The sequence below is a fragment of the Sphingomonas sp. SP6 genome, from assembly GCF_058313435.1.
Window position 1 is genome coordinate 78,121 of sequence record NZ_JBZFLG010000001.1, and the last position, 23,182, is coordinate 101,302.

Sequence of the window (23,182 nt, forward strand, 5' to 3'; positions counted from 1 at the left end):
CACTTACCGAAGCATTGCGAGCGGCGGCGGCGGAGCGACCCGCCACCGCCGCCGCCGCGGATCAGAGATTGAAGGCGAGGACCGACGGATCGTCGACGCCCACCAGTTTGATCAGGAAATCGGCGGTGCCGTCGCCGTCGATGTCGCCGCCGACTGCCGACACCCCGTCCGAAACATGCACGAACATGAGATCGCCGGGGGTGTCGGTGGGAACACCTGACGTGTTGAACGTGAAGGCCTGGTCGCCGTCCTGGGTGATGTCGGCATCGATCGCCGAGAGATCGAGGATGTCGCCCGTGCCCCAGGTGATCGTCTCGAGATGGTTGGAGTCGCTCGTGTTCGCCTCGGCGATGTCGGTGTAGACGTACGTGTCGCTGCCTCGGCCGCCGACCAGCTGGTCGATGCCGAGACCGCCGTGGATCACGTCGTCGCGGACGCCGCCGCGGATCTCGTCATCGCCGACGCCGCCGTCGATCGTGCCGAACACGTTCCCCGCCTTCATGAAGTCGTTGCCGTCTCCCAGGAGGACGTCGCCATCGATGTCGCCGTCGTTGACGAGCCGATCGTCGCCGCCGCCCATGTCGATCGCCGCCGCGCTGTGGTTCGTCGCGGAGATGGTACCGTGGTTGGTCACGGTGTCGGCGAAGTCGCCGATCAGGCGGACGCCGTAGCCGAGTTTGCCGGTGATGTAGCCGTCGTTGACGATGCGGGTGGCCGCATAGGCGCCGTTCCGGTCGCCGTCGTCGATCAGGATGCCGTTGGTCTCGCCGTAGATGGTCGCGCCGAACTTGTTCAGGATCTGACCGCCGCCCGCGGCCACACCGTCGGCGAAATCGTCGATATTGTCGGCGCCGACACCCTGGATCGTGCCGAAATTGCGGATGCTGACCAGATAGTCGACGTCCACCCCGTCGCCGTCGCCATTGCCGTAGCCGTCATACGCGCCGGTGATCGTGCCGAAGTTGGTCACGGTGACCGCTCCGTCATTGTCGCTCGCCTCGGTGTCGAAGTTGAGCCCGGAGCCGTTGCGGCCGGTGATCGTGCCTTCGTTATAGATGTCGGCGGCGTTGGCGCCGGTGATGCCGTGCTTGCCGCCTTCGATCACCGCTTCGCCGAAGTTGCCGATGGTGGCCGCGTGACCGCCGGCCTTCGACTGAAGGTCGATGCCGTCGCCGCCGCTCGTGGCGCCGTCCACCGTGCCGGCGCGGATGTAGCCGTAGTTCTTGATGGTGATGTCGGCAGAGCTGTCGTCGCCCGGACGGAGGACGTCGGCGTTGCCGGCGTTGGTGATGAAGCCGCCGGCTTCGTTGATGATCAGGATCGATGTCGCGTGGAGATCCCGCATCGCCAAAGCGTTGCCGCCGTGACCGTCGATGCGCCCCTCGTTCTCGATCTTGACGGTGCCGGTGGTTCCGACCGCCGACGCGAGCGTGATCGCGCCGAGCTGACCTTCGATCACGCCATCCTGCTTGTTGAAGACACGCAGGTTGATGTCACCGGAAACGCTGCCCGAGATCGCCGGGCTGGCCATGGTGCTGACCTCCATGACGCCATAGTTCAGGATCGTCGCGGCGGCGTTCGCCCCCAGGATCTGAGCGGCCGGGCCGTCGGTGCGGACGATCGCCGCGTCGTGTGCGACGAGAAGTCGGTCGTCGGCGAACAACAAGAAACCGGAGGTGTTCGTATCGTACGGTTCGACGCGGTACTTGGCCATCGGGCGGTCCTCTCGAAAGAAACGGATCGCCGGGACGTTTAAGGCAGTGGTGTTACGCTGCGGCGTCGGTTTCGTGTCCGATTTGGGTCAGGCCGGGCGCTCGCGTGCGGTCGACCCAGGCGGCGAGGGCGGCGAGGATCAGGAAGGCGGCGATGGCGGTCAGCGCGGTTGCAGGCGGCGGCGGATCGACGATCGCGGGTGGTTGCGGCGCGACCCAGTTGGCGAGCTGCAAGGCCAGGAGCGCGGCCGAGAGGATCGCGAACGCGGCGCGCGGGGCGGGGCGCCGCGAGGCGTAGAAGACCAGTGCGACGGCGGCGAGGCCGAGTTCGAGCGGCATCTCCAGCATCGGCCAGTTCCAGAGCGCGAGACCGTGGCGCGGGCCGTAGCCAAGGATCGTGAGGTCAGGCGCGTGGACGAGCCAGTCGAGCACCCAATGGGAGGCGACGACGGCTGCGCCGATCCACGCGGCAGCGGCGCGCGCCCCCGCCCGCCGCGCGCCGATCACCCAGCCCGCGGCGAAGGCAAGGCTGCCGATCAGGCTGTGGGTGAAAGGGACGTCGTAGAGATCGAGGGCGTTGGTCACCGTCATCTGCGGCACGAGGCGGAAATGCTCGACGCCGACGAGCGCGAAGGCGAAGAAGGCGAGGTCGACGAGCTGCGCTGCGACGAACAATGTGCCGAGCCGCGGCGCACGCGGATGCGCGGCAGCGATCAGCGCGGGGGCGTAGTGACCGATGAACACGCGCGGTAGTGGAGCATATCGCGGGCGCGCGGGGAAGCGGGGCGGGTCAACTGACCTGCTTCGCCAGCCACTCCTCAAGCCATTTGATCGTGTACGCGCCCTGCTGGAACTCCGGGTCCTCGATCAGCGCCTGGTGGAGCGGGATCGTGGTCGTCGGCCCTTCGATCACGAACTCCTCGAGCGCGCGGCGCAGGCGGCGGATGGCACCGGCCCGGGTGGTGCCGTAGACGATCAGCTTGGCGATCATGCTGTCGTAATATGGCGGCACGCGGTAGCCGGCGTAGAGCCCGCTATCCACGCGGACGTTCATGCCGCCGGGGGCGTGATACTGCTTCACCAGCCCGGGGGAGGGCGCGAAGGTGCGCGGGTCCTCGGCGTTGATCCGGCATTCGATCGCGTGGCCGCGGAACTGGACGTCCTCCTGACGGAGGGTGAGCGGATGACCCTCGGCAATGCGGATCTGCTCGCGGACGAGGTCGAGGCCGGTGATCGCCTCGGTCACCGGATGCTCGACCTGGAGGCGGGTGTTCATCTCGATGAAGTAGAACGCGCCGTTTTCCCAAAGGAACTCGATCGTTCCCGCGCCGCGATAGCCCATGTCCGCCATCGCCCTGGCGACGACACCGCCCATGCGGTTGCGCTCCTCGGGCGTGATGACGGGGGAGGGGGCCTCCTCCAGCACCTTCTGGTGGCGGCGCTGAAGCGAGCAGTCGCGCTCGCCGAGGTGAATCGCCTGGCCATTGCCGTCGCCGAACACCTGGAACTCGATGTGGCGCGGGTTGCCGAGGTACTTTTCGAGATAGACGGTGGCGTCGCCGAACGCGGCCTTCGCCTCGCTCCCCGCCTGCGCCATCAGCGTCTCGAGCTGGTCCGGGCGCTCACAGACCTTCATGCCGCGACCGCCGCCACCCGAGGCCGCCTTGATGATGACGGGGTAGCCGATGCGTTCGGCGATGATCCGCGCCTCGCCGACGTCGGTGATCGCGCCGTCCGAGCCGGGGACGAGCGGCAGGCCGAGCGCGCCCGCCGTGCGCTTGGCCTCGACCTTGTCGCCCATCGTGCGGATGTGTTCGGGCTTGGGACCGACGAAGATGAGGTTGTGGAGCTCGACGATCTCGGCGAACTTCGCATTCTCGGACAGGAAGCCGTAACCGGGGTGGATCGCGTCGGCGCCGCTGATCTCGGCGGCGGAGATGATGTTGGGGATGTTGAGGTAGCTCTCGGTCGCCGAGGGCGGGCCGATGCAGATCGCCTGGTCGGCGAGGCGGACGTGCATCGCGTCGCTGTCGGCGGTCGAATGCACCGCGACCGTCTTGATCCCCATCTCGTGGCAGGCGCGGTGGATGCGCAGCGCGATCTCGCCGCGGTTGGCGATCAGGAGCTTCTTGATCTCGGGCATGGCTACTCGACGACCACGAGCGGCTGGTCGAACTCCACGGGCTGGCCGTTCTCGACGAGCACGGCCTTGATCGTGCCGGCCGACGGCGCGACGATCGGGTTCATCACCTTCATCGCCTCGACGATCAGCAGCGTGTCGCCGGCGGCGACCGTCTTGCCGATCTGCGCGAAGGGCGCGGCCCCCGGCTCGGCGGCGAGATAGACCGTGCCGACCATCGGCGAGCGCACGGCGCCGGCGTGGTTCGGCGCGGAAGGGCCGGCCTGGTCGACTTGGGGCGGTGCGGCCGCGGCGGCCGGGGGGGCAGGCGGCGGCGCATAGTGCATCGCCGGGGCCGCGTTGACCGCGGCGGCCTTCCTGGCGACGCGGATCTTGCGCTGTCCGTCCTCGACCTCGATCTCGGTCAATTGGGTCGTGTCGAGCAGTTCGGCGAGCTGACGGACGAGCTCGACGTCGACCTGCATCGCTCCGCTGGTGTCGTGTTCTGCCATCTGGCGTCATTCCCCTGAATAGGGCGGGCGCTCTGTCAGATGCGCGCCGCGGCTTCAAGCGCGAGGAGGTAGGAGAGCGCGCCGAACCCCGCGATCGTTCCCTGTGCCGCCTTGCCGACGTAGGAACGGTGGCGGAAGCCCTCGCGGCTATGCGGGTTGGAGAGGTGGACCTCGATCACCGGCGTCTCGATCGCCTTGATCGCGTCGTGGAGCGCGATCGACGTGTGGGTAAAGGCGCCGGCATTGAGCAGGACGGCCTTGGCGTCATACGCCTGCGCCTCGTGGAGCCAGTCGACGAGATGCCCCTCGTGGTTGGACTGGCGCATGTCGATCTCAAGGCCCAGTTCGCGCGCGCGGTCCTCCAGCCGGCCGGCGATGTCGTCGAGCGTGTCGTGGCCGTAGATCTCGGGCTCGCGCGTGCCGAGCAGGTTGAGGTTGGGGCCGTTGAGCACGAAGACGGTCGAAGAGGGTGGGACGTTGGGCATGGGTGCCTCGTTGCGACGGCGCGCCCGCGCGCCTAGATGGTCTATCCCCTAACCGTTCGTGTCGAGCGAAGTCGAGACACCGCCCTGACGGGCGCGGAGACGGGGGCCTCGCGCATGCCCGGCCAAGTCCCTCGACTTCGCGCGGGACGAACGGAGTTCGACGTTTGCCCCATTCCGACGGAACCCTCTCGATCACGGTCAACGGCGAGCACAAGCGCGTGCCCGCCGGGCTGACCATCGCCGCGCTCGCCGAGAGCCTGGGGCTGGTCCCCGCCAAGCTGGCGGTCGAGCGGAACATGGAGGTCGTGCCCCGGTCCACGCTCGCGCAGGTGATGGTCGAGGACGGTGACGACTACGAGATCGTCCATTTCGTCGGCGGTGGCGATCACCAGGGCGCGGTCGACACCGATGGCTGGACCGTCGCCGGGAAGACCTTCCGGTCGCGGCTGATCGTGGGGACGGGCAAGTACAAGGACTTCGCGCAGAACGCCGCCGCGCTCGAGGCGTCGGGGGCGGAGATCGTCACGGTGGCGGTCAGGCGGGTCAACGTCAGCGATCCCACGGCGCCGATGCTGACCGATTTCATCGATCCCAAGCGTTTCACCTATCTGCCCAACACCGCGGGCTGCTTCGATGCGGACAGCGCGGTCAGGACGCTGCGGCTGGCGCGCGAGGCTGGGGGTTGGGACCTCGTGAAGCTGGAGGTGCTGGGCGAGGCGCGCACGCTGTATCCCGACATGCGCGAGACGCTGAAGGCGACCGAGATCCTGGTGCGCGATGGCTTCAAGCCGATGGTCTACTGCGTCGACGATCCGATCGCGGCGAAGCAGCTGGAGGAAGCGGGCGCGGTCGCGATCATGCCGCTGGGCGCGCCGATTGGATCGGGGCTGGGCATCCAGAACCGGGTCACGATCCGGCTGATCGTCGAGGGCGCGAAGGTGCCGGTGCTGGTCGACGCCGGAGTCGGCTGCGCGTCCGACGCCGCGGTGGCGATGGAGCTGGGCTGCGACGGCGTGCTGATGAACACCGCGATCGCCGAGGCGAAGGACCCGGTGATGATGGCGCAGGCGATGCGCGCCGCGGTCGAGGCGGGGCGTTGGTCCTACCGCGCCGGTCGCATGATGCAGCGGCGCTATGCCGACCCCTCCAGCCCGCTCGCGGGATTGATCTAGGTTGGGAACCCGACTCGCGAATCGCCCGTTTCGCCCGGGTCATTTGTTAGGAGACGGAAGATGGGCGAGCTGACCGACAAGATCAAAGGCAACGTCAACGAGGCGATCGGCAAGGCCAAGCAGGCGATCGCGGATCACGACCGTCCCGAGACCGGCGCCGAAGCGGAGCGCAACGCCGACCTGAAAGCCGAAGGCGCGGGTCAGGAGCTGAAGGGCAAGGGCCAGCAGCTCGGCGGCAAGATCAAGGGCGCGCTCGGCGACGATATCTGAGGTCTTCGGCTCCTTCCCGGCAGGGGTCGGTGTCCGCGCGTAAGGTTGAAGCGGGGTGTCCCGGACGTGAGGTTTTGCGACCTTGCGACTGGCGACACCCCGTCGTCGCTTCCGGCTACCCCGTGCGCGGGATGCCGGGCCGGCTCAAAAGCCCAGCGCCGCGACTTCTTCCGCGGTGAATCCAAGCTCGCCGAGCACCTCGGCGTCGCGGCGCGGGCCGGACATCACCGGCGCGACCGTCGGGCTGGCCGAATAGCGCGGTGCCGGAGCGGGTTGCCTGACTCCGCCGGCGTCGGCGAACGCCCCTCGGGCCACGTTGTGCGCGTCCTCATAGGCCTCGTCGAAGCCGAGGACCGGGGCGAAGCAGACGTCATGGCCCTTGAAGGCTGTCACCCATTCGCTGCGCGTGCGCTGCTTGAACCGGGCGGCGATCTCCTCCTTGAGCGCGGGCCACTGGCGCGCATCCATCTGCGCCGCCCATTTATCGTCGGAGAGGTCCATCACCGCGCGCAGCTCGGCGTAGAATTGCGGCTCGATCGCGCCGAGCGAGACGTACTTGCCGTCGGCGGTCTCGTAGGTGTCGTAGAAGTGGGCGGCGGTGTCGAGCAGGTTGGTCCCGCGCTCGTCCGACCAGCGGCCCATCGCGCGAAAACCCCACATCATCGTCATCAGCAGCGCCGAGCCTTCGGTCATCGCCGCGTCGACGACCTGCCCCTCGCCGGTGGTCTTGGCATGGAGCAAGGCGGCGAGCATCCCGAAGGCGAGGAGCATGCCCCCGCCGCCGAAGTCGCCGACGAGGTTGATCGGCGGGGTCGGCTTCTCGCCCTTGCGCCCGAGCGCATGGAGTGCGCCCGAGATCGCGATATAGTTGATGTCGTGGCCCGGCTCGGGCGCCATCGGCCCGGTCTGGCCCCAGCCGGTCATGCGGCCGTAGACCAGTCTCGGGTTGTCGGCGAGCAACACGTCGGGGCCGAGGCCGAGCCGCTCCATCACGCCGGGGCGGAACCCCTCGATGATCGCGTCGGCGCCCTTGACGATCCGGCGGACGGCGGCGACCGAGCCCGGGTCCTTGAGGTCGAGCGCGACCGACTTGCGGCCGCGGAGCAGCGGGTCCTTGGCTGCCACCGCGATCCCGTCGCCCTTGGCCCCGCGGTCGATGCGGATCACCTCCGCGCCGTGATCGGCCAGCATCATTCCGGCGAACGGGCCGGGGCCGATGCCGGCGAACTCGATCACGCGGATGCCGTGCAGGGGGGGCGTGCTCACCGGTCGTCTCTCCTCGATGCGATTTGCGCAAACGCTACGGAGAGCCCGGCACCATGACAAGAGTTATGGCCGCGGCCGCCTCCGTTCTCCGCGCCGCGCAAATAGCTGTTGGCAAAGCGCGGGAGCGCCGTCTATCAGGCCGCCACGGCCGGGGGGAACGGCCGCGCAGACAGGGGAGGGGCGTGGTGAGCGCCAGACCTCCTCCGCAGGCCACGCAAGGGTTGAGGTGAATGGCGACTGTCGAGAGTTCCGTTCCGCCGGGTGAGACTCCCGCGCCGTTCCACGAGCAGACGCACGATCCCCGCCGCCGCGACTTCCTGAACATCGCCGCCGTCGCCTGGGCCGGGGTCGGTGCAGGCGTGGTCGTGCTGCCGCTGATCAACCAGATGAACCCGTCCGCCGACGTGCTGGCGCAGGCGACGACCGAAGTGGATCTGAGCAAGATCGCGCCGGGACAGGCGGTCAAGACCACGTTCCGCAAGCAGCCGCTGTTCGTCCGCAACCTGACCCCGGCCGAGATCGCCGAGGCGGACAAGGTCGACGTGAGCTCGCTGCGCGATCCCCAGACCCTGACCGAGCGGACCAAGGCGGGGCACAAGAACTGGCTGATCACGCTGGGCGTCTGCACCCATCTGGGCTGCGTGCCGCTGGGCGCCGGCGAGGGCGAGAACAAGGGGCCGTTCGGCGGCTATTTCTGCCCGTGCCACGGGTCGGCGTACGACACGGCGGCGCGCATCCGGCAGGGGCCCGCGCCGAAGAACCTCGCGGTTCCCGAATATTCCTTCACTTCCGACACCGCCGTGACGGTGGGCTGAGGACGGACGCGCCATGAGTTTTCCCTGGGCCAAGCATTACGAGCCGAAGGCGCCGCTGATGCGCTGGGTGGACGAGAAGCTGCCGTTGCCGCGGCTCGTCTACAATGCGGTCGGCGCGGGCTATCCGGTGCCGCGCAACCTCAATTACTTCTGGAACTTCGGCGTCCTCGCGGGCGCGGCGTTGATGATCCAGATCGTGACCGGTGTGACGCTGGCGATGCACTTCGCGGCGAACGCGACGGTGGCGTTCGGTTCGGTCGAGCATATCATGCGCGACGTCAACGCAGGCTGGTTCCTGCGCTACGCCCATGCCAACGGCGCGTCGATGTTCCTGCTGGTGGTCTACATCCACATCGGCCGCGGACTCTATTACGGATCGTACAAGGCGCCGCGCGAGATGGTGTGGCTGCTGGGCGTCGTCATCTTCCTGCTGATGATGGCGACCGCGTTCATGGGCTATGTGCTCCCGTGGGGGCAGATGAGCTTCTGGGGGGCGCAGGTGATCACCGGCTTCTTCTCGGCGATACCCGTGGTCGGCGACACGGTGCGGATCTGGCTGTTGGGCGGTTTCGCTCCCGACGACGCCGCGCTCAACCGCTTCTTCTCGCTCCACTATCTGCTGCCGTTCGTGATCGCGGGGGTGATCGTCCTCCACATCTGGGCGCTCCACATCCCCGGCTCGAACAACCCGACCGGCGTCGACGTGAAGGGGCCGCAGGACACGGTGCCGTTCCACCCTTATTACACCGCCAAGGACGCGGTGGGCGTCGGCGTGTTCATGCTGCTGTTCGCCGCGCTGATCTTCTTCAGCCCGAACCTGCTGGGCCACCCGGACAATTACATCGAGGCCAACCCGCTCTCGACCCCGGCGCACATCGTTCCGGAATGGTACTTCCTGCCGTTCTACGCGATCCTGAAGAGCTTCACCTTCAACTTCCTCTGGATCCCGGCGAAGCTGTGGGGCGTGCTGGCGATGTTCGGCTCGATCCTGCTGCTGTTCTTCCTGCCGTGGCTCGACACGTCGCCGGTCCGGTCGGCAAACTTTCGTCCGACCTACCGCATCTTCCTCGGCATCCTGCTGCTCGACATCCTCGTGCTCGGCTATGTCGGCGGGGCGGAGCCGATCGCTCGCAACGTCATCATGGGGCAGATCGCGGCGGCCTATTATTTCGCGCACTTCCTGATCATCCTGCCGATCGTCTCGCGTTCGGAGCGGCCGCGGCCGCTGCCCAACTCGATCACCGAGGCGGTGCTCAAGGGCAAGGAAGGCACCAGCATCACGCACAGCGCGGCCGTGGCCTGACGCGGACGGGGGTTCGAAGCATCCAATGGTTCGTCTGATTGCATCCCTGGTCGGCGCGGTGTTCGTCGCCGCGCTCGCCTTCGCGCTGTTCACCACGGTGAAGACCGCGGTGACCGACCCGGCGCCCGAGTCCGCGGCGCACCTGTTCCACGTCGAGGCGGAAAGCGCCGGGCTTCCGTCCGAGGGGCTGTTCGGCAAGTTCGATCGCCGGCAGGTCCAGCGCGGCTTCCAGGTCTACAAGGAGGTCTGCTCGGCCTGTCACAGCCTCAAGTACGTCCACTTCCGCGATCTGACGAAGATCGGCTATTCGGACGCCGAGGTGAAGGCGATCGCCAACCAATGGTCGATCGAGCAGCCGTCGATCAATGCCGACACCGGCGAGCCGGCGACGCGCAAGAACGTGCCCTCCGATCATTTCCCCTGGGCGTTCGCGAACGAGACCGCTGCGCGCGCCGCCAACAACAACGCGCTGCCGCCCGACCTGTCGCTGATGGCGAAGGCGCGCGAGGGCGGACCCGACTATATCCACGCGCTGCTGCTCGGCTACCGCGATCAGGAAGGATATAAGAACGCGAAGGGGGAGGAGCTGCTGAAGCTGCACCCGGACGCGAAGACGCCGGACGGGCTCTACTTCAACCCGGTGTACGCGAACCTCAACATCGCCATGCCGCCGCCGCTGACCAGCGACGGGCAGGTCGGCTATGCCGACGGCACCAAGGCGACCAAGGATCAGATGGCGCGCGATGTCGCCGCCTTCCTGACCTGGACCGCGGAGCCCAACCTCGAGGCGCGTCACCAGGCCGGGTTCGCGGCGGTGGTGTTCCTGCTGGGGTTCATCCTTCTCGCCTGGGGCGCGTACAAGAACGTGTGGCGCGGCGAGGCGCATTGATCCGGTCCCGCTCCCGTGCCGGGCGCGGGAGGGGCCTTGCATGAACGACGATCTCAAGGCGCTGATCCGGACCATCCCGGACTTCCCGAAGGCCGGGATCCAGTTTCGAGACATCACGACGCTGCTGCTGTCTGCCGACGGTCTGCGCGCCACCGTCGAGCGCATGGCGGCGGCGGTGGACGGCCCGGTCGATCTGGTCGCCGGGATCGAGGCGCGCGGCTTCCTGTTCGCCGCCGCTTTGGCAATCCCGCTCGGCGCAGGGTGCCTCCTCATCCGCAAGGACGGCAAGCTCCCCGGGGCGACGATCGCCGAGGATTATGCGCTCGAATACGGGACCGACCGGATCGCGATGCACGCCGACGCCTGCGCTGCCGGGACGCGGGTGCTGCTGGTCGACGACCTGATCGCAACCGGGGGCACCGCCCGCGCCGCGGTGCGGCTGCTCCGCAAGGCGGGGGCCGAGGTCATCCAGGCACAGTTCGTCGTCGACCTGCCCGAGCTCGGCGGTGCCGAGGCGCTGCGGGCGGACGGCGTGGCGGTCGCATCGCTGTTCGCCTTCGAGGGCCATTGAGGGTCGAGGGCGCAGGGCGTCGTCCTGGATGGGCTCGCCAGTCGATCGCCCGGCGACATCCCCACCGCCCGTCCGCTCATCCCCCGTTCACGCCGGAACGCCTATCACCCGTGCACGTTTCACGGTGAGCGGCGGCGCGTTCTTTGCCGCGCCCGACGTACGGGAGATCGATCCATGACTTTGAAGACACTCGCGCTGGGCGGTCTCGCGCTCGGCTCCGCCCTGGGCCTGGGCGCCTGCACGGACGGTTACGGCTATGGCGGCGTCGGCTACGCCAGTGACGGCTATTATGGCGGCTATGACGACGGCTACGGCTACGGCTATGGTGACGGCTATTACGGGGACGGCTTCTACGGCGCGGGCTACGGCTCATACTATGGGTGGTACGGGGACTATTATTATCCCGGCACCGGGATCTACGTCTATGACCGGTACCGCCGCCCGCACCGCTGGAACGGCGCGCAGCAGCGTTATTGGCAGGGACGCTACAGCAATTACCTCCGCAACTGCTCGGGCCCGACCTGCCGCCAGGATCGCGGGCAGATCCGGAACAATTGGCAGGGCTTCCGCCGCGACGTGCGCCAGGATCAGCGGGACTATCGTGGCGACGTGCGTGACGCCCGGCAGGACTATCGCGGCGGCGAGATCAACCGGCAGCAATATCAGGATCGCCGCCAGGACGCGCGCCAGGACCTGAGGCAGGATTACCGGCAGGAGGGTCGGCAGCTGGACCGCCGCAACCGTCGCGACATCGGGCCGGGCGCGCGTCCGCCGCAGCGGGCGTTCGGCGGGCGGAGCGGGGTTTCGCGGCCCGCGCCGCGCCCGGGCCGCGGCGGCTAGCCCGCCGGGCGCGTCGCGATCAGGCCGTTCGAGACCATGGTCATGACCGCGACGTCGTCCTGGTTGAACACCGTGAGCCGGCCCTTGGTGATCCCCATCTCGGGCCGGTTGCGCGACACCCGCTTCTCGATCGTCTCGCTCTCGCAGCGGAGCACGTCCCCGGGGTAGACCGGTCGGAGCCAGCGCAACTCGTCCACGCCGGGCGAGCCGAGCCCCGCCTGCGCATTCTCCTTCAGATTGGCGACGATCATCGCCATCGTCATCGCGCAGGTGTGCCAGCCGCTGGCCGAGAGCCGACCGAAATGGGTGGCGGCGGCGGCCTCGTCGTCGAGATGGAACGGCTGGGGATCGTATTTCGCGGCGAAGGCCATCACCTCCTCGCGAGTGACCTCGTAGCGGCCGAAGCGGTGGACGACACCGATCTCGACGTCCTCGAAATATTGCATCCGGCTCTCCTAGCGTCGGGTCCGCGCCATCACGCGGCGAAAGGGCGTGTCGTCGCCGTCGAGTCCCGCGGCGGCCGGGAGACCGAGGAGGTCGCGCAGCAACGGGGCGATGTCGACATTGTCGAAGGTCGAAAGGCGCTTGCCCCTGGCGAAGGCGGGGCCATGCGCGATGAAGAGGGCGCGCATCTCCGGGGCGTCATTGTCGTAGCCGTGCATGCCGCCGAGCCGCGGCTCGCCCGGCCTGGTGTCGAGCACCAGCCAGCCGACGTCGGCGAGACACAGATAGTTCGGGACGCGCGGGTTGCGACCGTAATGCAGCCGTGCGGGAATCTCGGCCTTGCGCCAGCATCGGAGGTGCGGATGGGGGGCGAGCAGCGTCGCCTCGAGCGTGGCGGCGTTGCCGGGGGTGGCGTTGAGGGCGGCGTAGGGCCCGGTCTCGACGGTCTTGAACAGCTTGGGGTCGGCGATCGTGTCGAGCGCGATGACGCGGTCGCCGCTGGTCGCGGCCATGCCGTGATCGGCGACGATGACCAGGTTGGCGGGCTGCCCCAGCGCGGCGAGGCCGGCGACCAGATCGCCGATCTTCCCGTCGACGTCGGACACCGCCGCGGTGGTGCGCGCGTCGTCGGGGCCGAAGTTGTGACCGGCGCCGTCCACCGTGTCGAAGTAGAGGGTGACGAATTTCGGCCGGATGGCCGCGGGGCGACGAAGCCAGTCGAGGACGGTGTTCACCCGCTGCGTCCCGCTGACCTGCTGGTTGAACTGTTGCCAATCCTCGGGCCGAACGCCGCCGTCGATGCGGCCGTGCGAGTTGGGGACGAGCGCGCCGCCGACCGCGACGTTCGCGCCGGGCCAGAACATCGTGGCGGTGCGGATGCCGGCGTTCTCGGCATCCACCCACACGGGCGTGCTTTGGCTCCACCAGAAGGGATCGTCGCTCGCCATCGTGAAGGTCTCGCCCGGCCGAGCGGGGTCTTCCATCCGGTTGCCGACGATGCCGTTGCGGTCGGGGCGCAGACCGGTGACGAGGGTCCAGTGATTCGGGAAGGTGACGCTGGGGAAGGACGGCCGCATCGCCGCCGTCACCCCGGCGGCCGCGAGCCGAGAGAGGTTGGGGGTGACGCCGCGGTCGAGATAGTCGGGACGGAAGCCGTCGATCGAAACCAGGATCGTGACGGGCGCCCGCGTTTCCGCGACAGTGCTTGGCGCGCTGACGGTCCAAGGGGCAGGCGCGGTGACCGCCGGGAGTGCAGGCGGGGTGTAGGGATAGGCGCAGCCGGCGAGAGTGGTAAGCGCGGCGAGCACGAGAGCGCGGATCATGCGACCCGCCCTACACCCGCCCGGCGGACGCCGCCACGCGGAACCGCGGCCTCGCTGGCGCTTTCCGACGCCATGCGCGCCACCGTCCCCGCTCTCCTCCTGCTCGCCGCCTGTTCGGGTGGCCAGTCTGGGAACGACACCGGCGCGCAGGCCCCTGCACCCAGGCCGACCGGGCCGGTGCCCAGGACTCCGGTGACGGCGATCACGCCAGCACCCGGCAAGACGCCGAGCTGGATGGCGGCGCGCGATGGGTCAGGCGATCCCAAGCGCGCTCCGTATGGCAACGTACTCGACGAGCCGGTGGTGAACGAAACCGGGCGTTGAGGAGGGCTCCGGTCTGGCGGCCGGCCGCGGCGCACTGGCGCGACGGCGTACTCCCCCGGCCAGATCGCGACAGATCATGGCTGCTTCGGCACGGCTCTCGGTGTGCGACGTGAGCGGGCGCTCGCGGACGAGTCCGCCAGCGTCACAGATTATGGTTGATGCGCGGCGAGACCCGGCCTAGCAATCTACATCCCTCAAGATAGTATGGATTCGGGGGGGGGGGAAGAACCGGAAGGTCGCGGGGCGGGGGGAGTGAAGCGTTTTTGTACCAGCGTGCGGCGGAGCGCGCGCTCCTGAGACAAGCCCTCTCTTGAAGATCGGAGACGCCGATCCGCCTGCGGATCGGGCCGTCTGTTTTGGCCCGGAGCCGAGGCGGCGCCCCAGCTCCACGATACAGGGAAAGGCTTGATATGAAGACGCTGAAGGCTCAGCTGCTCGCCGCGACGATCGTGGCGGGGACGGTTCCGACGATCGCGCAGGCGCAGTTCGCCTATCCCGCGGCGGAACTCCGCGGCGCGGGTGGGAACGGAATCCAGACCGTCCTGGTCCAGTCGCTCAACTGCAACGGCAATCCCGGCAGCCACGCGCCCGGCAACACCGACAATCTAAACCCGGGCGGAAGCGGCAACGGAACGGTCGCTGCGGTGCCCGAGGGCAAGTTCGTCCAGGCGAACCCGACCGACAAGTCGCCGGATTTCGACTGCAACCTCCAGGAGATCCAGCCGAACGTCGAGGGCAAGTATATCGGCATCGGCGCCGGCACCGGACGGACGTGGTGGCGCGCCTTCGTCAACCAGCTCGACGGCTCGCCCGGCCTGATCAACCCGTTCGGGACCTGGACCAATCTGGACTATGCGATCTCGCCCGCACCGGTGGCGGCGAGCGACCTGCTGGCGTATGACGGCGGCGCGAACAGCCCGACGAACCGCGCGGGACCGCCGATCCAGTTCCCGCTCTACGTGCTGCCGATCGCCATCGCCTATAACCCGGTCTATGCGCGCTACCGGGACGGCGAAAACGGCGTGATCGACCTGACGCTGCAGGTCAATCCGGCCTACGTCACCACGGACGACAGCGGCAATCCGACCGGCGGCCTGCATCTGTCGCGCAACACCTATTGCCAGATCTTCAACGGCTACATCACGAACTTCAACGACAAGGTCTTTGCCGACACCGGCAAGAACAAGTCGCTCAAGGACCCCAAGGACCCGAACAGCCGCTGGGCCAGCGACGGCGCGCCGATCCGGCTCGTCGGGCGCCTCGACGGCGCGGGCACGACCGACGTCTTCACCCGCCATCTCGCCGCGGCGTGCGACGGCCAGTCGGGCGTCGCCGTCAACAAGTTCGACAAGAACTCGGAGGCGCTGCCCTTCGATCCGACCAGCACCATCGACCTGCGCTCGTTCCGCGGCGACACCCGCTATTATCCGGGCCGTCCGGCGACCGATTTCGCGGGCACCGTCCAGTCGCTGAGCGGCGCGGTGTTCGTCCGCGCATCGGGCAGCAACCCGGCGCGGATCGACACGACGCAGGGGACCGAGAAGCCGGGCCTGTTCATGGTGGCGGACGGCAATTCGGGGATCCGCGACGCGATCAACTACCAGCCCGACCCGGCCGCGGATCAGACGATCGTCCTCAACGGCAAGATCGGCTATATCGGATCCGATTTCGTGAAGCCGGCCGTGGGTTCGACGCTGTTCAGCGCGGCGTTGCAGGTCAACGGTTCGGGCAAGACCTACGCCGGGCCGACCGCCGCGAACGGCCTGCTGGCGTTCGGCAAGACGACGCTGCCGCCGCAGACGACCAGCGCGAGCGGCAAGTACGATCCGTCCGACACGCGGACGGGGCCGCGCCGCGACGGGCAGCCGGGCGTGGTCACGGTCGACCGCGCCAACCCGCTGCACTGGACCAGCGTCCTCTATTCGGACCCGGCCAACAACCTGGCGCTGCCCAAGTTCGGCTATCCGATCACCGGCACGGCGCAGTTCCTCGGCTACACCTGCTACGCCGACGACGCGACGCGCGCGGCCCTGGTCGAATTCCTGTCGCTCAACACCGGCCGCGTGACCAAGGACGCGAGCGGAAGCCCCGTTTCGACCAGTCTGCTCACGGGAACCAAGGCCGCGGCGTTGGGTCTGCTCGCGCAGGTCAACATCGGGCCGATGCCCACCGCGTGGCTGACCGCGATCAACAACACCTTCCTGGTCAAGGACACGACCACGCTGGGCACGCGGAACCTGTGGATCCAGGACAAGCTGCCGAAGAAGAAGATCGCGGACTCGAAGCCGAACCCGGACTGCACCCCCGGCAAGGGCGCCTGAGCGCCCCGACCGGCCAATCAGGACGCGGCCCCGAAGCGATTCGGGGCCGCCTTCTTTTCGACTTCAGCTGTGGAGGAAGTGCATGACGTCGCCGTCCTGCACGACATAGCCCTTGCCCTCGGCGCGCAGCTTGCCGGCCTCGCGTGCGCGGGCTTCGCCGCCAAGCGCGACGAAATCGTCGTAGGCGATCGTCTCGGCGCGGATGAAGCCCTTTTCGAAGTCGGTGTGGATCTCGCCCGCGGCCTCGGGCGCGGTGGCGCCGGCGTGGACCGTCCAGGCGCGCGCTTCCTTTGGGCCGACGGTGAAGAAGGTGAGGAGATGGAGCAAAGCGTAGCCGGCGCGGATGACGCGGGCGAGGCCGGTCTCCTCCAGCCCGAGTTCGGACAGGAACTCGCCGCGGTCCGCAGGCGGCATGGTCGCGATCTCGGCCTCGATCGCGGCGGAGACGACGACCGCCTCGGCGCCTTCCGCCCTGGCCTTCTCGAACACGCGCGCGGAATGGGCATTGCCCCTGGCGGCGTCGCCCTCGTCGACGTTACACACGTAGAGGACGGGCTTGGCGGTGAGGAGCTGCGCCTGGGCGAGATGGCGCGCCTCGTCGGCGTCCTTGGGTTCGGTGAGGCGGGCGGGCTTGCCGTCGCGGAGCAGGTCGAGCGCGCGGCCCAGCACGGCGGCGGCGGCCTTGGCCTCCTTGTCGCCCTGCTGACCTTTCTTGACGAGATTGGGGACGCGCTTCTCGAGGCTTTCGAGATCGGAGAGCATCAGCTCGGTCTCGACCGTGTCGGCATCGGCGATCGGATCGACGCGGCCCTCGACGTGGGTGACGTCGCCTTCCTCGAAGCAGCGCAGGACGTGAACGATCGCGTCGACCTCGCGGATGTTGCCGAGGAACTGGTTGCCGAGCCCCTCGCCCTTCGATGCGCCGCGGACGAGGCCGGCGATGTCGACGAAGGCGAGCTGGGTCTCGATGATCTTCTGCGACTTCGCGATCTCGGCGAGCGTCTGGAGACGCGGATCGGGAACGCCGACGTTGCCGACGTTGGGCTCGATCGTACAGAACGGATAGTTCGCCGCCTGCGCCGCGGCCGTCTCGGTCAGCGCGTTGAAGAGAGTGGACTTGCCGACGTTGGGCAGGCCCACGATGCCGCAGCGGAACCCCATGATCGATCCTTGGTGAGGTGGAAGCGGGAGGCGTTAGGGGTTCCCGCTTCCGAGCGCCAGTCCGCGGCGGTCAGTTCGGGCCGTGGCCGCCGCGGCTCTCGCGTCGCTCCTGCCGCTGCTGCTGAGCCTGCTGACGCTGGGCTTGCTGCTGCTCGCGCTGGCGGGCCTGCTGCTGCTGCTGGCGCTCGGCTTGCTGCGTCTGCTGACGCTGTGCCTGTTGCTCCTGCTGGCGCTGAGCCTGCTGCTGCTGACGGGCGGCCTGCTGCGCCTGCTGACGCTGCGCCTGTTGCGCGTGCTGACGTTCGGCCTGCTCGGCCTGTCGAGCCTCCACCTGCTGCTGACGCGCCGCCTGCTGCTGCTCGCGGCGGTCGGCCTGCTGGGCGTCGCGGCGTTGGGCCGGTGCGGCCTGCTGTCGCTGCGCGCGTTCGGCCTGTTGCTGCTGGCGCCGGTCCACCTGCTGCGCGGTCCGCTGCTGCGCCTGACGAGCCTCGCGCTGCTGTTGCTGACGCTGAGCCTGCTGTGCGTCGCGCTGCTGCTGGGCTTGCTGCCGTTGCCGCTCGGCCTGCCGGTCGCCGCCTTGCCGAGCCTGCTGGGCTTGCACTCGCTCGGCCTGGCGGACCTCACGCTGCGGGTTCTGCTGTCCGGCGCGGCCGTCGGCCTGCGCCTGCTCGCGGCGCTGATCGCGATTCGGATCGCGGGCGAGCCGGTCTCCTTGGGCCTGGCGCTGGGCCTGCGCGCGTTCGGCCTGACGCTGGTCGCGCTGCGCCTGTTGCTGGCGGTCGTCCTGCCGGTCCTGCCGGGGGTCGCGCTGGCCGGTCTGCGGGCGATCGTCGCGGCTCCTGAGCGCCTCGGCGGCGGGGCGGTAGCGGCGGTCGTCCTTCGCCCATTTCGCCTTCTCCCACGCGACCGGGATCGCGCGCGGCGGCGGGGGGGAGCGAAAGCCCTGCTGGCGCCAGCCGTCGAAGCGGCGCGCATCGGCCTGTCGGCGGACCTGCTCGGCGCTCCAGTACGCGATCTGGCGCGGGCGATTGCTCTCGTAATAGCGTTGCCACGCGGGCTGATGCGCGCGGCCCGCCCCCCAGCGCTCGCGCGAGGCGGCGATCACCGGGCGCTGACGCAGCCAGTTGGCGGCGATCACCGGGCGGCGCTGCGCGCGCCGCGACGCGCCCCACAGATCGCGACCACGCGCGTAATAGCGTGAGGCGTAGATCAGCCGTGGGCCGTAGTCCGAATAGGGCACGATGCCGCCGTCGGCGCCGTAGACGACCGCGAGCAGCCCGTCCGCGTAGCCGTAGGAATAGAAGGGATCGCGGACGAAATACGGCTCGTCCGCACCGGGGCGATAGTAGTAATAGCGATAGCCGTCGTCGATCGGCTCGGCGACCATCAGCGAATCGTCGTAGCCCTGCCACGCCCAGGGATCGGTGCCGCCATAGTCGAAACCATAGTCGGGCGGGGCGTCGCCGAGCGCCTCGTCATAGGTGTAGGCTGCGTCGGCGTAACCGTAGGCCTGGCTCTGGTCCGCGACGCGCGCGAGCTTGAGCGGCGGCGCGTCGGGCAGGTCGGAGGCGGAGGGCGCAGGCGCGATCTCGGTCGCGGCGCCCGGCTCTAGCGGGAGGGTCGCGGGAAGCGCGGGCAGTGCCATCTGCGCCTGCGCGTTGCCGCCGGTCGTCTCGGGAGTGCGGTTGCAGCCGGCGGCGGCGAGCGCGAGCGCGCTGGCACAGGCCAGGCGGGTCCAGAGCTTCATGGCGTGTTCCTTCTCCATTTCGGTTCCTCGTGGCGGAGATCGTGTGAACCCGTGCTGAGACGGCCGTTCATCTTGGCGCGGGCAACGCGCGGGTCGGAACGCAGGTTCAATGGACCGCCGCCGTTCGTGTCGAACGGGCGTCACCGATAGTTGAAGCTGACGCTGATCCGGTCGCTCTTGGCCGTATTGGGCATGACTTCGTGGCGGAGCCAGCTTTCCCAGAGGAAGACGCTTCCCTCGCGTGGCTCGGCATAGTGGAAGGTGCCGGCGCGGCCGGGAGCGGCCATCATCAGGCCGAGACGCGGGTCTTCAAGGCGGAGCGCGCCCGAGCCGGGCGGGACGGCGAGGTAGACCGTGCCGCTGATGATGCTGTGCGGGTGGATGTGACCCGAATGCGCGCCGCCGGGTTTGAGGATGTTGATCCACAGGCTGTCGAGCTTGGGTTTCTTCGCCATTTCGAACCCGGCCTCATTCGCGAAGGCGGCGGCGTGACGGTCGAGCTTCCTGGCGAGATCGGCGAAACGGGGATCGCGCCGGGGCAGGTCGTCGAGCGAGGCGTAGGAGGTGTAGCCGCGGTAGGCGTGCGCCTTCGACCAGCGCTGGCCGGCGCGGTCCTCGGCGGCGATGTCTCGGCAGGCGTCGGCGCACTCGGCGAGGAGGGCGGGGTCGGCGAGGTCGCCGGTGTAGAAGAGGGTGGGGAAGAGCGGCACGATGGACATGGGGTCGGCGTGGGAGAAGGGTGAAGCCGCGTCAATGTCTTGCCTCTCCTGCAAGGGGAGGTGGCAGTCGAAGGCTGACGGAGGGGTGTCACCGGTTGTGAGGGAGCGTATCGTCACAAGCGGGGACACCCCTCCGGCGCTGCGCCACCTCCTCTTGCAGGGGAGGCATGTCCTCCGATCGCTTGGCTTTCTTTCCGGTTCGGGCGGCTTAGGGTGCCGGCCATGCTCCGCCGCCTTCTCGCCGCCACGCTCCTCCTCTCCGCCCCTGCGATCGCCGGACCCACCGAGGTCGATCCGTTCATCGGTACGGGCGGCGAGGGACATACCTTTCCCGGCGCGGTGGCGCCGTTCGGGATGGTGCAGCTATCGCCCGACACCGACACGAGCTGCGTGATCCGCGCCTGCTACGGCCACGCGGCGGGCTATCGGTACGACGACCCGACGATCCAGGGGTTCAGCCACACGCATTTCTCGGGCGCGGGGCATAGCGATCTCGGCGACTTCCTCGTGATGCCGCTGGCGGGAAACCAAGTGCCGCTGGAGCCTTCGGGCTATCGCTCGCGGTTCGCCCACGCGAGCGAGGTGGCAACGCCGGGCTATTACGCCGTCACGCTCGACGATGCGCATGTGCGCGCGGAGATGACCGCGGGGGTGCGGGTGGGGGTGCATCGCTACACCTTCCGCCCCGGCGATGCCGCGCATCTGCTGCTCGACCTGCGCTCGTCGCTCTACAATTATCCGGGGAAAGTGCTGTGGTCGTCGCTGCGGTTGCGCGCCGACGGTACGCTGACCGGCGCGCGCGAGACGCGGGGATGGGCGCCGGGGAGAAAGCTGTTCTTCGCGATGCGCTTTTCCGCGCCGCTGACGGGGCATGGCTTCGTCAGCACCGAGGGGGAAGTGCCGTACAAGGGATTCAAGGGGCCGGCGGGCGGGATCGATGCCGCGGGCAAGGCGCTGGTGGCGCGGCTCGATTTCGGGCGGCTGAGCGCGCCGCTGGAGATGAAGGTTGCGATCTCGTCGGTCGACGAGGCCGGAGCGATCGGAAATCTGGAGAGCGAGCCGGGCGGGTTCGATCAGGTGCGCGCGAAGACGGCGTCTGCGTGGGGTGAGGCGCTGGGGGCACTGGAGATCGACGCGCCGGCGCGGATGAAGCGGATGGTGTCGACCGCGCTCTATCACGCGCTGCTCGCGCCGTCGGTGGCGGGGGATGCGGACGGGCGGTGGCGGGGGCCGGACGATCAGGTCCATAAGGCGGATGGCTTCACCTTCCGCTCGACCTTGTCGCTATGGGACACGTTCCGGGCGGAGCATCCGCTGCTGACCTTGGTGCAGCCGGCGAAGGTCAATTCCGAGATCGTGCAGTCGCTGGTCGCGTCGCAGCAGGTGAGCCCCAACGGCATCCTGCCGGTGTGGCAGTTTCAGGGGCGCGAGACGTGGACGATGATCGGCTACCACGCCGCCCCGGTGATCGCCGATGCTTACCTCAAGGGCATCCGCGGATTCGATGCCGACGCGGCGCTGGACGCGATGATCGCGAGCGCGCGCTACGCGCCCTATGGCGGGCTCGGCGATTACATGAAGCTCGGCTTCGTGCCGATCGACCGCGAGCCGGAGGCGGCCTCGAAGACGGTCGAATATGCGTATGACGACTGGTCGATCGCCCGGATGGCGCGGGCGATGGGGCGTCTCGATGTCGCCGCCGAGTTCGACAAGCGCGCGGCGAACTGGCGCAACACGTTCGACGTCAAGACAGGGTTCGTGCGGGCAAGGAAGGCCGATGGAAGCTTCCGGAGCCCGTTCGATCCGACCGCGATCAACTACGGCTCGGACTATACCGAGGGGAATGCCTGGCAATATTCGTGGTTCGCGCCGCAGGATCAGGCGGGGCTGTTCCGCCTGCTCGGCGGCGACGCGGCGGCGGTGAGGAAGCTCGACGCGATGTTCGACTTCGACACGTCCAAGCTCGACTACAGTCACGCCGAGGATATCTCGGGGATGATCGGGCAATATATCCACGGCAACGAGCCGTCGCATCACGTCGCCTATCTCTACGACTTCGCCGGCGCGCCGTGGAAGACGCAGGCGCGGCTGAGCCAGATCGTCCAGTCGCAGTATGACGATACGTCCAAGGGGCTTTCCGGCAACGACGATCTCGGTCAAATGTCGGCGTGGCTCGTGTTCACGGCGATGGGCTTCTACCCGGTCGCGCCGGGATCCAACCAATATGTGTTTGGACGGCCCTTCGTGTCGCGGGCGGTGCTGCGGCCGGCCGCGGGCAAGCGGTTCACCGTCGTCGCGGATGGACTGGACGATGCGCATCCGTTCGTCGGGGCGGTGTTCCTCAACGGAAGGCCGCTGGAGCGCGTGTGGATCGCTGACGACGAGGTGCGGCGCGGGGGCGAGCTGCGGTTCGTGATGGCGGCCGAGCCGAATAGGGCGTGGGGGGCGGGGGAGAGGGCGCGACCGTATTCGATGGGACGCTGAGAGCCTCCCTGCTTTCGGGGAGGTGGCGCGGTGCGCCGGAGGGGGCTCTCCTCCTCCGTGTCGCTCGTGGAGAGCCCCCTCCGTCAGCCTTCGGCTGCCACCTCCCCGTGAACGGGGAGGATTTGATTCAGTCCTGCAGCCTCAGCGCGACCTCGTTCATGAAGCGCGCGTCGTCGCCGTCGGCCAGCCGCGGGGACTCCGCCGCGATCGCGTCGAGGAGGTCGGCGAGCGGGTCCATCTCGGCCTTGGCGTAGTTGCCGAGGACGTGGCCGGTGACGCGGTCCTTATGGCCGGGATGACCGATGCCGATGCGGACGCGGCGGAAGTCGGGGCCGAGATGCTGGTCGATCGAGCGCAGGCCGTTGTGGCCGGCGAGGCCGCCGCCCACGCGGACCTTGACCTTCATCGCCGCGAGATCGAGCTCGTCGTGGAAGACGGTGAGCGCCGCCGGCTCGAGCTTGTAGAAGCGCATTGCCTCGCCGACGCTGCGGCCGCTGTCGTTCATGAAGGTCGCGGGCTTGAGCAGCAGGATCTTGTGGCTCCCGAGCCGTCCCTCCTGGAGCCAGCCCTGGAACTTCTTCTGCGCGGGCGCGAAGCCATGGACGGCGGCGATCGCGTCGACCGCCATGAAACCGACGTTGTGGCGGTGGAGCGCATATTGTGCGCCCGGATTGCCGAGTCCGACCCAGAGTTGCGTCATAGGATG

The 23,182-nt window shown here is 68.6% G+C and carries 22 protein-coding genes; 10 read left to right on the forward strand and 12 right to left on the reverse strand.

Annotation, left to right across the window (positions count from 1 at the left end):
* Positions 1–61 precede the first annotated feature (61 nt).
* The 5 genes from AC4GYY_RS00380 to aroQ are packed head-to-tail and all read right to left on the reverse strand — an operon-like array spanning position 62 to position 4,828.
* Entirely contained in the window at positions 62–1,714 is a 1,653-nt protein-coding gene (locus AC4GYY_RS00380; protein ID WP_491117716.1) for a calcium-binding protein, read from the reverse strand.
* A gap of 52 nt (positions 1,715–1,766) precedes the next feature.
* The gene (locus AC4GYY_RS00385) at positions 1,767–2,456 is read right to left on the reverse strand and encodes a hypothetical protein (protein ID WP_491117718.1); all 690 of its coding nucleotides are present in this window, start codon (positions 2,454–2,456) and stop codon (positions 1,767–1,769) included.
* Positions 2,457–2,502: 46 nt separating this feature from the next.
* On the reverse strand, positions 2,503–3,855 hold the full coding sequence (gene accC, locus AC4GYY_RS00390) for an acetyl-CoA carboxylase biotin carboxylase subunit (RefSeq protein WP_491117720.1): 1,353 nt from the start codon (positions 3,853–3,855) through the stop codon (positions 2,503–2,505).
* A 2-nt stretch (positions 3,856–3,857) separates the two neighbouring features.
* On the reverse strand, positions 3,858–4,343 hold the full coding sequence (accB, locus tag AC4GYY_RS00395; RefSeq protein WP_491117722.1) for an acetyl-CoA carboxylase biotin carboxyl carrier protein: 486 nt from the start codon (positions 4,341–4,343) through the stop codon (positions 3,858–3,860).
* A 35-nt stretch (positions 4,344–4,378) separates the two neighbouring features.
* Complete coding sequence (gene aroQ / locus AC4GYY_RS00400) at positions 4,379–4,828, reverse strand: type II 3-dehydroquinate dehydratase (RefSeq protein WP_491117724.1); 450 nt, start codon at positions 4,826–4,828, stop codon at positions 4,379–4,381.
* Between the two features lie 164 nt (positions 4,829–4,992).
* Here aroQ and thiS point away from each other — a divergent pair, with 164 nt between their 5' ends.
* Entirely contained in the window at positions 4,993–6,000 is a 1,008-nt protein-coding gene (gene thiS, locus AC4GYY_RS00405) for a sulfur carrier protein ThiS (RefSeq protein WP_491117727.1), read from the forward strand.
* A 60-nt stretch (positions 6,001–6,060) separates the two neighbouring features.
* The gene (locus AC4GYY_RS00410) at positions 6,061–6,270 is read left to right on the forward strand and encodes a CsbD family protein (protein ID WP_491117729.1); all 210 of its coding nucleotides are present in this window, start codon (positions 6,061–6,063) and stop codon (positions 6,268–6,270) included.
* Positions 6,271–6,414: 144 nt separating this feature from the next.
* Here the strand turns inward: AC4GYY_RS00410 and AC4GYY_RS00415 are convergent, their stop codons facing one another.
* Positions 6,415–7,536: a CaiB/BaiF CoA transferase family protein gene (locus AC4GYY_RS00415; protein WP_491117731.1), complete on the reverse strand. Its 1,122-nt coding sequence runs from the start codon at positions 7,534–7,536 to the stop codon at positions 6,415–6,417.
* 230 nt (positions 7,537–7,766) lie between these two features.
* Between AC4GYY_RS00415 and petA the strand changes: the two genes are divergently transcribed.
* The 5 genes from petA (at position 7,767) to AC4GYY_RS00440 (ending at position 11,954) form a co-directional block, all read left to right on the forward strand.
* A complete protein-coding gene (gene petA, locus AC4GYY_RS00420; protein ID WP_491117733.1) occupies positions 7,767–8,351 on the forward strand; it encodes a ubiquinol-cytochrome c reductase iron-sulfur subunit in 585 nt (194 codons plus the stop codon).
* Between the two features lie 13 nt (positions 8,352–8,364).
* Positions 8,365–9,654 (forward strand): cytochrome b, encoded by a 1,290-nt coding sequence (locus AC4GYY_RS00425; protein WP_491117735.1) that lies wholly within the window; start codon positions 8,365–8,367, stop codon positions 9,652–9,654.
* A gap of 25 nt (positions 9,655–9,679) precedes the next feature.
* A complete protein-coding gene (locus AC4GYY_RS00430; protein WP_491117737.1) occupies positions 9,680–10,543 on the forward strand; it encodes a cytochrome c1 in 864 nt (287 codons plus the stop codon).
* Between the two features lie 40 nt (positions 10,544–10,583).
* A complete protein-coding gene (locus AC4GYY_RS00435; protein ID WP_491117739.1) occupies positions 10,584–11,114 on the forward strand; it encodes an adenine phosphoribosyltransferase in 531 nt (176 codons plus the stop codon).
* 174 nt (positions 11,115–11,288) lie between these two features.
* Positions 11,289–11,954 carry a peptidase gene (locus AC4GYY_RS00440; protein ID WP_491117741.1) on the forward strand — a complete coding sequence of 222 codons (666 nt, stop codon included), beginning with the start codon at positions 11,289–11,291 and terminating at the stop codon, positions 11,952–11,954.
* Here AC4GYY_RS00440 and AC4GYY_RS00445 read toward each other — a convergent pair.
* A complete protein-coding gene (locus AC4GYY_RS00445; protein ID WP_491117743.1) occupies positions 11,951–12,400 on the reverse strand; it encodes a MaoC family dehydratase in 450 nt (149 codons plus the stop codon). The genes AC4GYY_RS00440 and AC4GYY_RS00445 overlap by 4 nt on opposite strands.
* Positions 12,401–12,409: 9 nt before the next feature.
* Complete coding sequence (locus AC4GYY_RS00450; RefSeq protein ID WP_491117745.1) at positions 12,410–13,720, reverse strand: alkaline phosphatase family protein; 1,311 nt, start codon at positions 13,718–13,720, stop codon at positions 12,410–12,412.
* 72 nt (positions 13,721–13,792) lie between these two features.
* Between AC4GYY_RS00450 and AC4GYY_RS00455 the strand changes: the two genes are divergently transcribed.
* Both AC4GYY_RS00455 and AC4GYY_RS00460 read left to right on the forward strand, forming a co-directional pair.
* Positions 13,793–14,044: a hypothetical protein gene (locus AC4GYY_RS00455; protein ID WP_491117747.1), complete on the forward strand. Its 252-nt coding sequence runs from the start codon at positions 13,793–13,795 to the stop codon at positions 14,042–14,044.
* A 410-nt stretch (positions 14,045–14,454) separates the two neighbouring features.
* Positions 14,455–16,365: a substrate-binding domain-containing protein gene (locus tag AC4GYY_RS00460; protein WP_491117749.1), complete on the forward strand. Its 1,911-nt coding sequence runs from the start codon at positions 14,455–14,457 to the stop codon at positions 16,363–16,365.
* A 63-nt stretch (positions 16,366–16,428) separates the two neighbouring features.
* On the opposite strand, the gene ychF is transcribed toward AC4GYY_RS00460, so the two are convergent.
* The 3 genes from ychF to AC4GYY_RS00475 form a co-directional block, all read right to left on the reverse strand.
* Positions 16,429–17,526 carry a redox-regulated ATPase YchF gene (ychF, locus tag AC4GYY_RS00465; protein WP_491117751.1) on the reverse strand — a complete coding sequence of 366 codons (1,098 nt, stop codon included), beginning with the start codon at positions 17,524–17,526 and terminating at the stop codon, positions 16,429–16,431.
* Between the two features lie 70 nt (positions 17,527–17,596).
* A complete protein-coding gene (locus AC4GYY_RS00470) occupies positions 17,597–19,273 on the reverse strand; it encodes a hypothetical protein (protein ID WP_491117753.1) in 1,677 nt (558 codons plus the stop codon).
* A gap of 140 nt (positions 19,274–19,413) precedes the next feature.
* Positions 19,414–19,992, reverse strand: a complete 579-nt coding sequence (locus tag AC4GYY_RS00475; protein ID WP_491117755.1) for a TIGR02466 family protein — start codon at positions 19,990–19,992, stop codon at positions 19,414–19,416.
* 222 nt (positions 19,993–20,214) lie between these two features.
* On the opposite strand from AC4GYY_RS00475, the gene AC4GYY_RS00480 reads away from it, so the two are divergent.
* The gene (locus AC4GYY_RS00480) at positions 20,215–22,476 is read left to right on the forward strand and encodes a GH92 family glycosyl hydrolase (protein WP_491117757.1); all 2,262 of its coding nucleotides are present in this window, start codon (positions 20,215–20,217) and stop codon (positions 22,474–22,476) included.
* 127 nt (positions 22,477–22,603) lie between these two features.
* On the opposite strand, the gene pth is transcribed toward AC4GYY_RS00480, so the two are convergent.
* Complete coding sequence (pth, locus tag AC4GYY_RS00485; protein ID WP_491117759.1) at positions 22,604–23,176, reverse strand: aminoacyl-tRNA hydrolase; 573 nt, start codon at positions 23,174–23,176, stop codon at positions 22,604–22,606.
* Between the last annotated feature and the right edge of the window lie 6 nt (positions 23,177–23,182).

Excerpts from the sequence above, each read along its gene's own strand:
- AC4GYY_RS00380 (WP_491117716.1), bottom strand. The coding sequence starts at position 1,714 with ATGGCCAAGTACCGCGTCGAACCGTACGATACGAACACCTCCGGTTTC.
- accC (WP_491117720.1), bottom strand. The coding sequence starts at position 3,855 with ATGCCCGAGATCAAGAAGCTCCTGATCGCCAACCGCGGCGAGATCGCG.
- accB (WP_491117722.1), bottom strand. The coding sequence starts at position 4,343 with ATGGCAGAACACGACACCAGCGGAGCGATGCAGGTCGACGTCGAGCTC.
- aroQ (WP_491117724.1), bottom strand. The coding sequence starts at position 4,828 with ATGCCCAACGTCCCACCCTCTTCGACCGTCTTCGTGCTCAACGGCCCC.
- AC4GYY_RS00410 (WP_491117729.1), top strand. The coding sequence starts at position 6,061 with ATGGGCGAGCTGACCGACAAGATCAAAGGCAACGTCAACGAGGCGATC.
- petA (WP_491117733.1), top strand. The coding sequence starts at position 7,767 with ATGGCGACTGTCGAGAGTTCCGTTCCGCCGGGTGAGACTCCCGCGCCG.
- AC4GYY_RS00425 (WP_491117735.1), top strand. The coding sequence starts at position 8,365 with ATGAGTTTTCCCTGGGCCAAGCATTACGAGCCGAAGGCGCCGCTGATG.
- AC4GYY_RS00430 (WP_491117737.1), top strand. The coding sequence starts at position 9,680 with ATGGTTCGTCTGATTGCATCCCTGGTCGGCGCGGTGTTCGTCGCCGCG.
- AC4GYY_RS00435 (WP_491117739.1), top strand. The coding sequence starts at position 10,584 with ATGAACGACGATCTCAAGGCGCTGATCCGGACCATCCCGGACTTCCCG.
- AC4GYY_RS00440 (WP_491117741.1), top strand. The coding sequence starts at position 11,289 with ATGACTTTGAAGACACTCGCGCTGGGCGGTCTCGCGCTCGGCTCCGCC.
- AC4GYY_RS00445 (WP_491117743.1), bottom strand. The coding sequence starts at position 12,400 with ATGCAATATTTCGAGGACGTCGAGATCGGTGTCGTCCACCGCTTCGGC.
- AC4GYY_RS00450 (WP_491117745.1), bottom strand. The coding sequence starts at position 13,720 with ATGATCCGCGCTCTCGTGCTCGCCGCGCTTACCACTCTCGCCGGCTGC.
- AC4GYY_RS00455 (WP_491117747.1), top strand. The coding sequence starts at position 13,793 with ATGCGCGCCACCGTCCCCGCTCTCCTCCTGCTCGCCGCCTGTTCGGGT.
- AC4GYY_RS00460 (WP_491117749.1), top strand. The coding sequence starts at position 14,455 with ATGAAGACGCTGAAGGCTCAGCTGCTCGCCGCGACGATCGTGGCGGGG.
- ychF (WP_491117751.1), bottom strand. The coding sequence starts at position 17,526 with ATGGGGTTCCGCTGCGGCATCGTGGGCCTGCCCAACGTCGGCAAGTCC.
- AC4GYY_RS00470 (WP_491117753.1), bottom strand. The coding sequence starts at position 19,273 with ATGAAGCTCTGGACCCGCCTGGCCTGTGCCAGCGCGCTCGCGCTCGCC.
- AC4GYY_RS00475 (WP_491117755.1), bottom strand. The coding sequence starts at position 19,992 with ATGTCCATCGTGCCGCTCTTCCCCACCCTCTTCTACACCGGCGACCTC.
- AC4GYY_RS00480 (WP_491117757.1), top strand. The coding sequence starts at position 20,215 with ATGCTCCGCCGCCTTCTCGCCGCCACGCTCCTCCTCTCCGCCCCTGCG.
- pth (WP_491117759.1), bottom strand. The coding sequence starts at position 23,176 with ATGACGCAACTCTGGGTCGGACTCGGCAATCCGGGCGCACAATATGCG.